The organism is Streptacidiphilus sp. EB103A, assembly GCF_041261405.1.
GTDB lineage: Bacteria > Actinomycetota > Actinomycetes > Streptomycetales > Streptomycetaceae > Streptacidiphilus.
Genome location: NZ_JBGCAQ010000008.1, coordinates 25,523 through 38,592, shown reverse-complemented (window position 1 = coordinate 38,592; position 13,070 = coordinate 25,523). Strand labels below are relative to the sequence as shown.

The 13,070-nt window shown below is 71.8% G+C and carries 13 protein-coding genes and 1 tRNA gene; 8 read left to right on the top strand and 6 right to left on the bottom strand.

Annotated features, from left to right (window positions below; translation table 11 throughout):
• The first annotated feature begins 183 nt into the window (after nt 1-183).
• Nucleotides 184-1,191, top strand: a complete 1,008-nt coding sequence (gene moaA, locus ABH941_RS14625) for a GTP 3',8-cyclase MoaA (RefSeq protein WP_370129531.1) — start codon at nt 184-186, stop codon at nt 1,189-1,191.
• An 18-nt stretch (nt 1,192-1,209) separates the two neighbouring features.
• Nucleotides 1,210-1,419: a hypothetical protein gene (locus ABH941_RS14620; RefSeq protein ID WP_370129530.1), complete on the top strand. Its 210-nt coding sequence runs from the start codon at nt 1,210-1,212 to the stop codon at nt 1,417-1,419.
• Nucleotides 1,420-1,612: 193 nt separating this feature from the next.
• Here ABH941_RS14620 and ABH941_RS14615 read toward each other — a convergent pair whose 3' ends face one another.
• From ABH941_RS14615 to ABH941_RS14605, 3 genes are all read right to left on the bottom strand, one after another.
• Complete coding sequence (locus ABH941_RS14615; RefSeq protein WP_370129528.1) at nt 1,613-1,960, bottom strand: DUF3099 domain-containing protein; 348 nt, start codon at nt 1,958-1,960, stop codon at nt 1,613-1,615.
• Between the two features lie 111 nt (nt 1,961-2,071).
• The gene (locus ABH941_RS14610) at nt 2,072-3,472 is read right to left on the bottom strand and encodes a metallopeptidase TldD-related protein (protein WP_370129526.1); all 1,401 of its coding nucleotides are present in this window, start codon (nt 3,470-3,472) and stop codon (nt 2,072-2,074) included.
• Nucleotides 3,472-5,004: a TldD/PmbA family protein gene (locus ABH941_RS14605; protein WP_370129524.1), complete on the bottom strand. Its 1,533-nt coding sequence runs from the start codon at nt 5,002-5,004 to the stop codon at nt 3,472-3,474. Before ABH941_RS14605 ends, ABH941_RS14610 begins: the two co-directional genes overlap by 1 nt.
• Nucleotides 5,005-5,107: 103 nt before the next feature.
• On the opposite strand from ABH941_RS14605, the gene ABH941_RS14600 reads away from it, so the two are divergent.
• The 3 genes from ABH941_RS14600 to fabI all read left to right on the top strand — a co-directional run bounded on the left by ABH941_RS14600 (nt 5,108) and on the right by fabI (nt 6,909).
• Nucleotides 5,108-5,181, top strand: a tRNA-Met gene (locus ABH941_RS14600).
• A gap of 250 nt (nt 5,182-5,431) precedes the next feature.
• Nucleotides 5,432-6,136: a 3-oxoacyl-[acyl-carrier-protein] reductase gene (gene fabG, locus ABH941_RS14595; RefSeq protein WP_370129523.1), complete on the top strand. Its 705-nt coding sequence runs from the start codon at nt 5,432-5,434 to the stop codon at nt 6,134-6,136.
• A 5-nt stretch (nt 6,137-6,141) separates the two neighbouring features.
• Nucleotides 6,142-6,909, top strand: a complete 768-nt coding sequence (fabI, locus tag ABH941_RS14590; RefSeq protein WP_370129522.1) for an enoyl-ACP reductase FabI — start codon at nt 6,142-6,144, stop codon at nt 6,907-6,909.
• A gap of 79 nt (nt 6,910-6,988) precedes the next feature.
• Here the strand turns inward: fabI and ABH941_RS14585 are convergent, their stop codons facing one another.
• On the bottom strand, nt 6,989-7,666 hold the full coding sequence (locus tag ABH941_RS14585; protein ID WP_370129521.1) for a FadR/GntR family transcriptional regulator: 678 nt from the start codon (nt 7,664-7,666) through the stop codon (nt 6,989-6,991).
• Between the two features lie 92 nt (nt 7,667-7,758).
• Between ABH941_RS14585 and ABH941_RS14580 the strand changes: the two genes are divergently transcribed.
• The 3 genes from ABH941_RS14580 to ABH941_RS14570 are packed head-to-tail and all read left to right on the top strand — an operon-like array spanning nt 7,759 to nt 9,787.
• Nucleotides 7,759-9,039: an MFS transporter gene (locus ABH941_RS14580; protein ID WP_370129520.1), complete on the top strand. Its 1,281-nt coding sequence runs from the start codon at nt 7,759-7,761 to the stop codon at nt 9,037-9,039.
• 51 nt (nt 9,040-9,090) lie between these two features.
• Nucleotides 9,091-9,213 carry an SGM_5486 family transporter-associated protein gene (locus tag ABH941_RS14575; protein ID WP_279591797.1) on the top strand — a complete coding sequence of 41 codons (123 nt, stop codon included), beginning with the start codon at nt 9,091-9,093 and terminating at the stop codon, nt 9,211-9,213.
• Between the two features lie 52 nt (nt 9,214-9,265).
• Nucleotides 9,266-9,787 carry a histidine phosphatase family protein gene (locus ABH941_RS14570; protein ID WP_370129519.1) on the top strand — a complete coding sequence of 174 codons (522 nt, stop codon included), beginning with the start codon at nt 9,266-9,268 and terminating at the stop codon, nt 9,785-9,787.
• A gap of 78 nt (nt 9,788-9,865) precedes the next feature.
• On the opposite strand, the gene serB is transcribed toward ABH941_RS14570, so the two are convergent.
• Both serB and ABH941_RS14560 read right to left on the bottom strand, forming a co-directional pair.
• On the bottom strand, nt 9,866-11,086 hold the full coding sequence (gene serB, locus ABH941_RS14565) for a phosphoserine phosphatase SerB (RefSeq protein WP_370129518.1): 1,221 nt from the start codon (nt 11,084-11,086) through the stop codon (nt 9,866-9,868).
• 76 nt (nt 11,087-11,162) lie between these two features.
• Complete coding sequence (locus tag ABH941_RS14560; RefSeq protein ID WP_370129517.1) at nt 11,163-12,935, bottom strand: streptophobe family protein; 1,773 nt, start codon at nt 12,933-12,935, stop codon at nt 11,163-11,165.
• Nucleotides 12,936-13,070: the final 135 nt, after the last annotated feature.

Genomic DNA, 13,070 nt, shown 5'->3' with positions numbered 1-13,070 from the left:
CGCAGGGACGGTGCGCACTCGAAGGGGTTCAGACTGGACAACGACGCACCCCTGCCTCCGGTAGCGGGCCGGCGGCTGCCATCGGTAGAGAAATTCATCGACAAAGCGTCCTGACAGAACTCCTGGGACCGGTGATCCGGTCCAGGTCATACCCTGGGAGGCAGTCAAGGGGAGCGGGCCGCCATGTTGATCGACACATTCGGACGCCGCGCAGTCGATCTGCGTGTGTCGCTGACCGATCGCTGCAACCTGCGTTGCACCTACTGCATGCCCGAGCAGGGCCTGCAGTGGCTGCCCAAGCCCCAGCTGCTGACCGACGCGGAGGTCGTGCGCCTGGTGCGGCTGGCCGTCACCGCGCTCGGGGTGACCGAGGTCCGCTTCACCGGCGGTGAGCCGCTGCTGCGGCCCGGCCTGGTCGGCATCGTCGCCGCCTGCGCGGCCCTGGAGCCGCGCCCCGAACTGTCGCTCACCACCAACGGCATCGGCCTGGGCCGTACCGCCGCCGCCCTGCGCGAGGCCGGTCTCGACCGGGTCAACGTCTCGCTGGACACCCTGGACCGGGAGACCTTCCACACCCTCACCCGCCGCGACCGCCTGGACGACGTGGTGGCCGGCCTGGCCGCCGCCGAAGCGGCGGGCCTGAGTCCGGTGAAGATCAATACCGTGCTGATGCGGGGCGTCAACGACCACGAGGCCGCCGACCTGCTCGACTGGTGCCTGGACCACGGCTATGAGCTGCGCTTCATCGAACAGATGCCGCTGGACGCCCAGCACGGCTGGGACCGCACCGACATGGTCACCGCCGAGGAGATCCTCGCCCGCCTCGGCGAGCGCTTCGCGCTGACCCCGGAACCGGACGGACGGCGCGGCGCGGCCCCCGCCGAGCGCTGGCTGGTCGACGGCCGGACCGGGCCGGACGGCCGCCCGGCCCGGGTCGGCGTGATCGCCAGTGTCACCCGCCCGTTCTGCCGGGCCTGCGACCGGACCCGGCTCACCGCCGACGGCCAGATCCGCAACTGCCTCTTCGCGACCGAGGAGACCGACCTGCGCGCCGCCCTGCGCGACGGCTCCGGCGACGAGGTCGTCGCCGAGCTGTGGCGCAAGGCCATGTGGGGCAAGAAGGCCGGCGCCGGCATCGACGACCCCTCGTTCCACCAGCCGGACCGCCCGATGTCCGCCATCGGCGGCTGAGCGGGCGATACTCCACCCATGAGCACCGAGGAGAACCCGCACTGTTCCGCGAAGGGCTGCCGTCAGACCGCCGTCTGGGTCCTGGCCTGGAACAACCCCAAGCTGCACACCCCCGAGCGCCGCAAGACCTGGCTCGCCTGCGACGAGCACAAGGAGCACCTGTCGCAGTTCCTGGACCTTCGGGGCTTCCTCAAGGACGTCGTCCCGTTCGCCGACTGGGCCGGGTGACGGCGTACCGCCGGTGACCACGGTGACCACATGGAGATGCCGGGCAGCCACGGGGGGAGCTGCCCGGCATCGGTCCGTCGGTTCCGGTGAAGGTCCGGAACGCGAGTGAAGTATTGCATGCGCAAACGGGGCCTGAGAGGGGGAAACGAGAAAATCTCAGCAGGCTGCAAAGAGCCTGGCAGAACCCTGTGAGTCAGCTCACCGGGGGTGCCGCGGTCGGGGTCGGCGCCGGCGCGGCGGCGCCCGGTTCCAGCATCGGCTGCGGCTGGTGGCCGATGAAGGTGTCCGGCATGCTGGGGGAGTTCTCACGGCCGGCGTTGGCGACCACCACGGCGAGGTACGGGATGAATATCCCGCCGACCAGTGCGATGATCGCGACGATCCGGGACTCCTTCCAGAGCACCACGGCCAGGATCACGCAGAGCGTGCGCACCGCCATGGCGATCATGTAGCGACGCTGCCGCCCGCGCACGTCCTCGGTGAGGCTCGAACGAGCCCCGGTGATCCGTACGACCTCGACCTTGCCCTTGGACTTCGCCATGCTCGTCACGGTACGCCGCGCCACGTGCCGCATCGTGGCCGGGGCACCCGGTTTCTGGAGGAGATTCCCAGGATTCCCCCCACCGGTAGCCCCGGCCGTCCCAGCGGTCCGTCAGGACGCCTGGCTCACCGAACTCATGTTGAAGTCGGCCACCCGGACCGGCGGCATCGCGGCCCGGGTGAACCAGTCGGACCACTCCCGCGGCAGGCAGCGCTCGGTCCGTCCGGCCTCGGTGATCCGGCCCAGCAGGTCCACCGGCGACTCGTTGAAGCGGAAGTTGTTGACCGCCCCGGTGACCTCGCCGTTCTCCACCAGGTAGACGCCGTCCCGGGTGAGCCCGGTGAGCAGCAGCGTGGCCGGGTCCACCTCGCGGATGTACCACAGGCAGGTCAGCAGCAGCCCGCGCTCGGTGCGGGCGACCATCTCCTCCATCGAGGCGGTGCCGCCCGCGTCGACGCTGTGACATTCAACGATCAGATTGTCGGGGCCCGGCCGCACCGGCAGCCCGGTCAGGCCCGCCGAGTGACGGGTCGTCAGCAGGTTGGCCAGCTCGCCGTCCCTGATCCAGTCCGTCGGCTCGATCGGCAGCCCGTTGTCGAAGGCCGAGGAGTCCCCGCCGGAGGAGTGGGTGATCACGAACGGGGCCGACTCCAGGCCCGGGTAGGCCGGGTCGCTGCGCAGCGTCAGCGGCAGCGCGGCCAGTCGCTCGCCGATCCGGGTTCCTCCGCCCGGCTTGGAGAAGACCGTACGGCCCTCCGCCGCGTCCCGGCCGCCGGCCGACCAGCTCAGATAGATCAGCAGATCGGCCAGCGCCGACGGCGGCAGCAGCGTTTCGTAGCGTCCGGCCGGCAGGTCGATCCTGCGCTCGCCCCAGACCAGCCGCTGGGCCAGCTGCTCCTCCAGCGCGGCCGGGTCCACATCGGTGAAGTCCCGGGTGGCCGCGCCGGCCCAGGCCGAGCCGGACAGGTCCGCGGTCTTGGCGTTGAGCTCGACCGTGCCGGTCGGCTGGTCGTGCCGCAGCCGCAGGCCGGTGGAGCTGCCCAGGTAGGTCGAGGTGACCGAGTGGTTGGCGAAGCCGTACAGCAGCCGGCCGCTCTTCCGCGCCCGCGCGAAGGCCTCGCCCAGCGCCGGGGCGAAGGCCGCGAAGACGTCCACACCGGTCTCGGCGGGCTCCGCGGTGAAGTCGGCCGAGGCCGGACCGCTTGGCCGCACCAGCGGCTGGGCGTCCTCGGCCGGGCCCGCCTCGCGGGCCGCCGCCTCGGCCGCCCGCACCAGCGACTCCAGCTCGTCCGCGGTCACCGCCTCGCGGGAGACCACCCCGGAGGCGGTGCCCTCGCTGCCGTCCACCGTGGCGATCACGGTCAGCGTCCGGCCCCGGGTCACCCCGTTGGTGGTCAGCGCGTTCCCGGCCCAGCGCAGATTGGCGTCGGACTCCTCGTCGGCGATGACGACGCAGCCGTCGGTGCGCGAGAGTTCGAGCGCCCGCTCGACCAGCTCCGAAGGAGAAGACATCAGCGACCCGCTTCCTGCTGCGTGTTGAGAATGTTGACGGAGCGGAACAGCGCCGAGGGGCAGCCGTGCGACACTGCCGCGACCTGGCCCGGCTGCGCCTTCCCGCAGTTGAAGGCGCCGCCCAGCCGGTAGGTCTGCGGCCCGCCGACGGCCTCCATCGAGCCCCAGAAGTCGGTGGTGGTGGCCTGGTAGGCGAAGTCCTTGACCTGCCCGGCCAGCCGTCCGCCGCGGATCCGGTAGGCCCGCTGCCCGGTGAACTGGAAGTTGTAGCGCTGCATGTCGATGGACCAGGAGCGGTCCCCGGCGATGTAGATGCCGTCCTCGACGCCGGCGATCAGCCCGGCGGTGTCCGGGCCGTCAGCGGCCGGCTGCAGCGACACGTTGGCCATCCGCTGCACCGGCACATGGCCGGGGGAGTCGGCGAAGGCGCAGCCGTTGGAGCGGCCCAGGCCCTTGAGCCTCGCCATCCGCCGGTCGAGCTGGTAGCCGACCAGGGTGCCGTCCTTCACCAGGTCCCAGGACTGCGTCCGCACGCCCTCGTCGTCGTAGCCGATGGTGGACAGGCCGTGCTCGGCGGTGCGGTCCCCGGTGACATGCATGATGTCGGAGCCGTAGCGCAGGCTGCCGAGCTTGTCGAAGGTGGCGAACGAGGTCCCGGCGTAGGCGGCCTCGTAGCCCAGCGCCCGGTCCAACTCGGTGGCGTGGCCGATCGACTCATGGATCGTCAGCCACAGGTTGGTCGGGTCGATCACCAGGTCGTAGCGTCCGGCCTCGACGCTCGGAGCCTTCATCTTCTCGGCCAGCAGCACCGGCAGCTCCGCCAGCTCGGACTCCCAGTCCCAGCCCTTCCCGCCCAGGTACTCCCAGCCCCGCCCGACCGGCGGCGCCAGCGTCCGCATCGAGTCGAAGGCGCCGGTGGCGTCGTCCACCGAGACCGCCTCCAGCTCCGGGTTCAGCCGGATCCGCTGCTGGGTGGTGACCGTCCCGGCGCTGTCGGCGTAGAACTTGTTCTCCTGCACGGCCAGCAGTGACGCCGTCACATGGGACACGCCCTCGGCGCCCAGCAGCCGGCTGCTCCAGTCGGCGAGCAGCGCGGTCTTCTCCGCGTCGGAGACCTCGAAGGGGTTCACCTCGTACGAGGAGACCCAGGTCGCGTCCGGGTACACCGGCTCCTCGGCCAGCTCCACCAGGTCCTCGGTGCCGGAGGCGGCGCCGATGCCGGCCGAGAGCCTGGCCATCGCCACGGCCTGCTCGGCGACCCGCGCCGCAGCCGACGGGGTCAGGTCCACCCCGGCCGCGAAGCCCCAGGCGCCGCCCAGCACCACCCGCACGGCGAAGCCGAGCTGCAGCGTGTCCGAGGTCCCGGCGGGCCGCGCGTCCCGCAGCCGCCAGGACGCGCTGCGCACCCGCTCCAACCGGAAGTCGGCATGGCTCGCACCGAGCTCGCCGGCCCGCGCCAGCGCCGCGTCGGCCAGCGCGCGCAGCGGCAGCGCCAGGAAGGTGGGATCGAGGGACGGTGATGTGTCCGTCATCAAGCTCCTCCAGATGATGGGTCTCGCCTGGCATCCTGCCCTACCTCCGCCGATACCCATTCGCTTTTATCGGCGCGGCCGGGGTACGGTGTGGACACAACGACGCGGGGTGGAGCAGCTCGGTAGCTCGCTGGGCTCATAACCCAGAGGTCGCAGGTTCAAATCCTGTCCCCGCTACTCGCACGACGGAAGGTCCGGCACTCAGGTGCCGGGCCTTCTGCCATGTCCGGCTGCGATATCCGGACATGGCGTTCTCGTGCCTGCGCACCCCACTGTGGGAAACCCACAGCTGAGGACCGGTTCCACTGTCGGGCGCCGATTCGCCTGCCTGTGTCCTCTGCGGATAGCGTCGCCATGCGTAGGCCTGCGTACTCATGCGTTGGCTGTTTCTGCCAGTAGCTGTCACCCAGGAGAGAGAGGTGGACCGTTGAGCCGCTCGGTTCTCGTCACCGGAGGCAACCGGGGCATCGGCCTCGCGATCGCCCGAGCCTTCGCCGAGGCGGGCGACAAGGTCGCCGTCACCTACCGCTCCGGTGAGCCCCCGGAGGGCCTCTTCGGGGTCAAGTGCGACATCACCGACGCCGAGCAGGTCGACCAGGCGTTCAAGGAGGTCGAGGCGGAGCACGGCCCCGTCGAGGTCCTGATCGCCAACGCCGGCGTCACCAGGGACGTGCTGCTGCTGCGCATGACCGAGGAGGACTTCACCTCGGTCCTGGACACCAACCTGACCGGCACGTTCCGCGTCGTGAAGCGCGCCACCAAGCTGATGATGCGGGCGCGCACGGGCCGTGTCGTGCTGATCTCCTCGGTCGTCGGCCTGAGCGGGTCTCCGGGCCAGGCCAACTACGCCGCCTCCAAGGCCGGCCTGGTCGGCTTCGCCCGCTCGCTGGCGCGCGAGCTGGGCCCGCGCAACATCACCGTCAATGTGGTCGCCCCCGGGTTTGTCGACACCGACATGACCTCGGTGCTCAGCGACGAGCGCCGGGCCGAGATCGTCGCGGGCGTGCCGCTGGGCCGCTACGCGGATCCGTCCGAGATCGCGTCCACCGTCCGCTTCCTCTCCTCCGACGAGGCCGCGTACATCACCGGAGCCGTCATTCCCGTCGACGGCGGATTGGGCATGGGTCACTGACCGACATGAGTGGAATCCTCGAAGGCAAGCGCATCCTCGTCACCGGCGTGCTGTTGGAGACCTCCATCGCATTCCAGGTGGCCAAGCTGGCCCAGGAGCAGGGCGCGGAGATCATCCTCACCGCCTTCCCCCGCCCCAGCCTGACCGAGCGCATCGCCAAGAAGCTGCCCAAGCCCTGCAAGGTGCTGGAGCTGGACGTCACCAACGCGGAGCACCTGGCCGGGCTGGCCGAGAAGGTCCGCGAGGAGCTGGGCGGCCTGGACGGAGTGGTCCACTCCATCGGCTTCGCCCCGCAGGACGCCCTCGGCGGCAACTTCCTCAACACCCCGTGGGAGTCCGTGGCCACCGCCGTGCACGTCTCGGCGTTCTCGCTGAAGTCGCTGACCATGGCCTGCCTGCCGCTGATGGAGGAGGGCGGCTCGGTCGTCGGTCTGACCTTCGACGCCACCATCGCCTGGCCGCAGTACGACTGGATGGGCCCGGCGAAGGCCGCGCTGGAGGCCACCTCCCGCTACCTGGCCCGCGACCTCGGCAAGCAGAACGTGCGCTGCAACCTGGTCTCCGCCGGCCCGCTCAAGTCCATGGCCGCCAAGTCGATCCCCGGCTTCGACACCCTGGCCGACACCTGGAACGGCCGCTCCCCGCTGCCCTGGGACGTCACCGACCCCGAGCCGGCCGGCCGCGGCGTGGTCGCCCTGCTCTCGGACTGGTTCCCCAAGACCACCGGCGAGATCGTCCACGTAGACGGCGGCCTCCACGCCATCGGCGCCTGATTTTTTTTAGGGGCGCGGGGAACTGCGCGGCCAACCCACCACCCAGGTACACGGTTGCCCAAACAGCCCCCGCGCCCCCTCAGGTTCCCTCCTCAACGCTGCACCGCCCCACCACCCAAGCCGCCCGCTCCGCAGCCCTCGCCCCGTCCTGCACCCTGATCGCCTCGACGATGTCGGCATGCGGCACGTACCGCTCCGCGGCCAGCACCGGCCCCACATCGTTCCGCAGATGCGTCCGCAGCACCTCGCCCAGGTCCGCGTAGAGCGCGGCCAGCACCTCGTTGTGGCTGGCGGCCACCACCGCCTGGTGGAACGCGGCGTCGGCCTGGACGAAGGACTCGGCGTCCCCGCTCCTCCAGGCCTCCTCCCGCCGCTCGCTGGCGAGATCCAGCAGCTCCAGGTCCCGCTCGGTCCGCCGCCCCGCGGCCAACCGCGCCGCCGACGACTCCAGCGTCGCCCGCAGTTCGGCGACCTGCTCCTGCTCCGCGTCCGCGAACCGCCGGTGCATCACCCCGGCCAGCTCGCTCGTCGCCAGCACATAGGTGCCCGAGCCCTGCCGGATGTCCAGCAGCCCGTTGTGCGCCAGCGCCCGCACCGCCTCGCGGACGGTGTTGCGGGCCACGCCCAGCTGTTCGACCAGCTCGACCTCGGTGGGGATGCGGGAGCCCACCGGCCACTCGCCCGAGGTGATCTGGATCCGCAGCTGCGCGATCACCTGGTCGGCCAGCGGCTCACGCCGGGGCGAGGTCAGTGCCATGGACTCTCCTTGTCGAGGGATGTGCAGTGATCCCATCATCGCGCTCCCGAGCTGCGCAAAACTAAGTCATCCCATCATTCTATGATGGTGCCATGCCTGCCGCTGAGACCACCGCACCCACGCCGCCTTCCACCGCCCACCGGCCGCCGCCGATCCTCACTCCTCAGCGCGCCCGCCACCTGCTCGCCGTCGCCATCGCGGTGGCCGCCTTCAACCTGCGTCCCGCCGTCGCCGCCCTCGGCCCGATGCTCGACCAGGTCCGCAGCACGCTGGGGATGAGCGCGGCCGTCGCCGGCATCCTGACCGCGCTGCCCTCGCTCTGCTTCGCCCTGTTCGGCCTGCTGGCACCCACCCTGGCCCGCCGGATCGGTCCCGCCGCCACCGTCTGCGCGGGCATGGGCGCCATCACGCTCGGTCTGGCCGCCCGCTCGATCGCCCCGAACAGCGCGCTGTTCCTGCTGCTCAGCGCGCTGGCCCTGGGCGGCATCGCGGTCTCCAACGTACTGATGCCGGTGCTGGTGAAGCGCTACTTCCCGGACCGGGTGGGCCCGGTCACCGGGCTCTACTCGATGTCGCTGGCCCTCGGCACCTCCGCGGCGGCCGCCGTCGCCGTCCCGCTGACCAAGGCGCTGGGTGGCAGCTGGCGGGTCGGCCTCGGCGTCTGGTCGCTGACCGCGGCCGTCGCCCTGGCGGTCTGGCTGGCCCAGCTCGCGCTCATCCGCCGCGACCGCGTCGGCGCCGCCCCGGCCCTCGCCGCGCCCGCCCTGGCCAAGCTGAAGATCACCCGCAGCCGTACCGCCTGGGCCCTCGCCGTCTTCTTCGGTCTGCAGGCCACCGCCGCCTACGCCACCCTGGGCTGGCTGCCGCAGATCTTCCAGGACGCCGGGATCTCGGCCTCCGAGTCCGGGCTGCTGCTCGCGGTCTCCATGGCCGTCAGCGCCCCGCTGTCCTTCGTCATCCCGGCCTACGCCGTACGCCGCCCCGACCAGGGCGCCATCGTGGTCATCCTGTCCGCAGCCGGCCTTGCCGCCTACGCCGGGCTGGCGTTCGCCCCGGCTGCCGCTCCCTGGATCTGGGCGCTGCTCGCCGGCTTCGCCAACTGCGCCTTCCCGCTCACCCTGACCATGATCGGCCTGCGGGCCCGGGCCGGGGAGGGCGTGACCCGGCTCTCCTCCTTCACCCAGGGCGTCGGCTATCTGATCTCGGTGCCCGGACCGATCCTGATCGGCGTCCTCTACCAGCACGAGCACGGCTGGTACGGGCCGCTGGCCTTCCTCGCGGTGCTGATGTCGGTGCAGGCCCTGGTCGGCCGCCGGGCGGCCCGTCCGCGCCAGATCGAGGACGAGATCCAGGTCCGGCCGGGCCGCGGGTAAGAGGGACGACCCCGCCGGTTCTCATCGGAAAGCCGGTGGCAGACTCGTCGCATGCCCGTTCTCGAACCCAATCCCACCGGCGGCAACAAGAAGCTGCTGCAGATGTTCGGCCTGATCCTCGCCATCCTCGTGGTGATCGGCGTCATCGCCTCCTTCGCCACCACAATGGGCTGACTTGGTCCCGCTCCCAGTACCCGGTTCCGCGAATTCTGGGAAGCTGGCAGGTATGAGCGTCGATTCGTCCCGCAGGATCATCGTCCTCCGGCACGCCAAGGCCGACTGGCCCGCCGTGCCCGACCACGAGCGGCCGCTGGCCGACCGCGGCCGCAAGGACGCACCCGTCGCCGGACGCTGGCTCGCCGGCACCGGCATCACCCCCGACCTGGCCCTGTGCTCCACCTCCGAGCGCACCAGGGAGACCTGGAAGCTGTTCGCCCACGAGCTTCCGACCCGGCCCAGAACGGTCTACGAGGAGCGCCTCTACGAGGCGAGCCCGGGTCGGCTGATCGAGGTGATGCAGGAACTGGTCCCCGAGGAGGTCCGGACCGTCCTGCTGGTCGGCCACAACCCGGGCGTGCAGGGCCTGACCGAGGTCCTCACCGGCGGCTTCGAGGGCGACACCCTGACCCGGCTGCGCAGCAGCGGCTTCCCGACCTCCGCGGTCGCCGTGCTCACCCTCGACACGCCCTGGAAGGCCGTCGAGCCCGGGGTGGCCCACCTCACCACCTTCTGGTCCCCCAAGGACTGACCCAAGGACTGACCCGAAGACCCCTCCGGCCCAGGGGTGCGCGAGTCGACTCGCGCACCCCTGCGAGGTGCGCTGCGATCAGTGCGCCGCCAACGGCCCGTCCGCGTCCTCGACCTCTTCGCGGGAGATGCCCAGCAGGTAGAGCACGGTGTCCAGGAACGGGACGTTGACCGCGGTGTCGGCGGCCTCGCGGACCACCGGCTTGGCGTTGAAGGCGACGCCCAGGCCGGCCGCGTTGAGCATGTCCAGGTCGTTGGCGCCGTCGCCGATCGCGACGGTCTGCTCCAGCGGGACGCCGGCGGCCTCGGCGAAGCGGATCAGCATCCGGGCCTTGCCGGCCCGGTCCACGATCTCGCCGACCACCCGGCCGGTGAACTTTCCGTCCACCACCTCCAGGGTGTTGGCCGCGGCGAAGTCCAGGCCGAGCCGCTCCACCAGGTCGTCGGTGACCTGGGTGAAGCCGCCGGAGACGATGGCCACCTGGTACCCGAGCCGCTTCAGGGTGCGGATCAGGGTCCTGGCCCCCGGCGTCAGTCGGACCTCGGACCGGACCTTGGCGACCACGTCCGCGTCCAGGCCCGCCAGCAGCGCCACCCGGGCCCGCAGCGACTCGGCGAAGTCCAGCTCGCCGGCCATGGCCGCGGCGGTCACCGCCGCCACCTCGGCCTCGCAGCCCGCGTGCGCCGCGAAGAGCTCGATCACCTCGTCCTGGATCAGCGTCGAGTCGACGTCCATCACGATCAGCCGCTTCGCCCGCCGCTCCAGGCCCGAGCGGACCACCGCGACATCGACCCGCTGCACCGCGGCCTCGGCCGCGAGCTCGGCCCGCAGCCGCTCGGTGGGCACCCCGGAGACGGCCAGTTCCACCGCGGTGACGGGGTACTTGGCCAGCCGGAACACCCGGTCGATGTTGCCGCCGCAGTCGGTGATCCGGGCGCTGAGCGCCGCCACCGCCGCGGCGCTCAGCGGGTGGCCCAGGACGGTCACGTGCGAGCGGCCCTCGCCGCGCGGGCGGTTGTCGCCGGTCCCGGAGATGACCTCGGCCTGCAGATGCTGCCGGTCGGCCCACTGGTGCACGGTGGCACGCAGCTCGCCCTCCTGCGGCGGGGCCGTCACCAGGGCGCAGAGGACTATCCGGCCCCGGGTCACCACCTGCTCGAAGTCGACCACGTCGACCCCGTACTCGGCGAGGGTGGTGAAGAGGCCGGTGGTGATACCGGGGCGGTCCTTGCCGAACACCTTGACCAGCAGAGTCCGGGGTGCGGGAGCGGCCTCGGGGGCCGGGGACTGAGCGCTCATGATGCGGCCAACGCTACCTGGCCGCAGTGACCGCTCCGCGTACCGTCCCGCCCACCGGACAGTGGATTCGGGGCCGCTACCTCCCAGGTGGGGCCGTGGGCGGCGGTGGTGTCTGTGCGGGACCGCCCGAGTACGGGTTGTAGCCGCCGGGCGGGGGTCCCACCGGCGGCGGGGCCGGGGGGGCGGCCGGGGGAGTGGCGTACGGGTTGTCGGGCGCGGGGGCCGGTGGCGGCCCGCCGGGTGGAAGGTAGGGCTGCTGCGGCGGTTGCCGGTAGGGCAGCGGGTCCTGGCGCGTCGCCTGCTCCTGGTACGCGGACGGGTACGGCGAGGGGTAGCCGGCCGGGTACTCCGCCGTGCGGTCCCCGAGGTTCCCACGGTCGCCGGGGATGCCGCCCGGTGCCGACGGCGTCATGGCCACCCGCTTCGCGGAGGCGAACCGGCCCACCAGCAGCGCCCCGAGGAAGCCGAACACCGCCCCCTCGACCAGCCCCAGCACCACCCCCATCAGCAGGTTCCCGCTGATGCTCAGTCCGGCGCCGACCGCGTTGAAGCCGAACACCGACAGGTTGGCGTTCACCGACACGTCCGCCAGCACCAGCAGCACCGGGGTGACCACGGCCATGGCCACCCCCAGCCGCAGCGCGGCTCCGGCCGCCTCGCGCGCGCCGCTCTGCGGCAGCACCGGACGCGGGGTCCGTACCGCCGCCACCACGCCGACCGCCAGCAGCATCAGCGCCACGGCCACCGGCAGCAGCCACACCCGGCCGTCCAGCTGCGTCAGCTTCGTCAGGGTGATGCTCTGTCCGCTGCCGCCCTTGAGCAGTTGGTTCACCGGGGAGGGCAGGAACTGCGCCAGCGGACCGCTGGCCTTGCCGGTGAACGGGACGGCCATGCCGAGCACCACGGCGAGGAACACCCCGTTGGGCGTCGCCAGCAGCGCCGCACCCACCGTCTTCGCCCCGCCGTTGCCCATCAGCCCGACCACGATCCCGGACAGCGCGCCCACCAGCACGGTCCCGACCAGCATCGTCACCACGGCCGAGGCGACCGGGCGGACGGTGCGGTGCAGCGACTCCCAGCCGGCCGGCAGCGGGCAGCGCCTGGAGGCGAGCAGCGCGAGCGCCAGCACCACCAGCACCCAGAGCAGGCCCAGGGCGAGCGTCGGCGCCATGTTGACCTTGAAGCCCACGGTCGGGTTGGTGCCGCCGCCGAGGAGGCTCCCGATACCCCCGAGCAGGCCGCCGGTCCCGCCCGATCCCGAACCGGACCCGGATCCGGAGCTGTTGTTGCCGATCAGCCCGCCGAGTCCGCCGAGCGGATCGCCGCTCCCGGAGCCCGAGCCGCTCCCGCTGCCCGGCAGCGAGTTCAGCTTGATGGCCACGGTGCCGTTCCCGGACCAGGCCCCGACCGCCAGCAGCACCATGAAGGCGACCACCGCCCCGGCGACCCTGGACAGCAGCGGCCCGGGCCGCAGCACCGGGTGGCGCCGGAGCGGTCTGACGAACAGCCAACCCAGCACCACCGCACCCACCAGGGTGATTCCCAGCGGGATGATCCCGATGGCGCCCTGGGCGCCGGCCGCGTCGATGCCGAAGAACGAGACGTCACCCGAGGGGCTGATCCTGCCGCCGACGGCCATCGCGACCAGGGCCGCGGTGAGCGAACCCAGCTTCGCGTAGGTGTCCAGGCCCAGCAGGTGAATCCCCAGCGCGGCCACCCCCGCCATCGCGGCGAAGGCCCAACTCACGGCCACCGCCCCGGAGACCGCCGCGTACAGCGCGCCGTCGCGCAGTCCGCCGCCCGGCCCTGCCGTGCCCGCCGTCGGTCGCTGGTGCCCGTACACCGTCATCGTCTAACCGCCCCCAAGCGAACTGCTGCCCATCCGTCAGATTGCCACACGGTCACGGTAGTGGGGTCCGGTTCCCCGCACGTTGATCGAGCTGGAATGATTCCCCCCATCGTTCGGCATCCCTAAACTTCCCCT

What these genes read in the sequence shown, in the direction of transcription:
- ABH941_RS14615 (WP_370129528.1), bottom strand. Translation starts at nt 1,960, where the DNA reads ATGGCGAAGTCCAAGGGCAAGGTCGAGGTCGTACGGATCACCGGGGCT.
- ABH941_RS14620 (WP_370129530.1), top strand. Translation starts at nt 1,210, where the DNA reads ATGAGCACCGAGGAGAACCCGCACTGTTCCGCGAAGGGCTGCCGTCAG.
- ABH941_RS14605 (WP_370129524.1), bottom strand. Translation starts at nt 5,004, where the DNA reads ATGACGGACACATCACCGTCCCTCGATCCCACCTTCCTGGCGCTGCCG.
- ABH941_RS14575 (WP_279591797.1), top strand. Translation starts at nt 9,091, where the DNA reads ATGCCCGTTCTCGAACCCAATCCCACCGGCGGCAACAAGAAGCTGCTG.
- ABH941_RS14610 (WP_370129526.1), bottom strand. Translation starts at nt 3,472, where the DNA reads ATGTCTTCTCCTTCGGAGCTGGTCGAGCGGGCGCTCGAACTCTCGCGC.
- moaA (WP_370129531.1), top strand. Translation starts at nt 184, where the DNA reads ATGTTGATCGACACATTCGGACGCCGCGCAGTCGATCTGCGTGTGTCG.
- ABH941_RS14570 (WP_370129519.1), top strand. Translation starts at nt 9,266, where the DNA reads ATGAGCGTCGATTCGTCCCGCAGGATCATCGTCCTCCGGCACGCCAAG.
- ABH941_RS14560 (WP_370129517.1), bottom strand. Translation starts at nt 12,935, where the DNA reads ATGACGGTGTACGGGCACCAGCGACCGACGGCGGGCACGGCAGGGCCG.
- serB (WP_370129518.1), bottom strand. Translation starts at nt 11,086, where the DNA reads ATGAGCGCTCAGTCCCCGGCCCCCGAGGCCGCTCCCGCACCCCGGACT.
- ABH941_RS14580 (WP_370129520.1), top strand. Translation starts at nt 7,759, where the DNA reads ATGCCTGCCGCTGAGACCACCGCACCCACGCCGCCTTCCACCGCCCAC.
- fabI (WP_370129522.1), top strand. Translation starts at nt 6,142, where the DNA reads ATGAGTGGAATCCTCGAAGGCAAGCGCATCCTCGTCACCGGCGTGCTG.
- ABH941_RS14585 (WP_370129521.1), bottom strand. Translation starts at nt 7,666, where the DNA reads ATGGCACTGACCTCGCCCCGGCGTGAGCCGCTGGCCGACCAGGTGATC.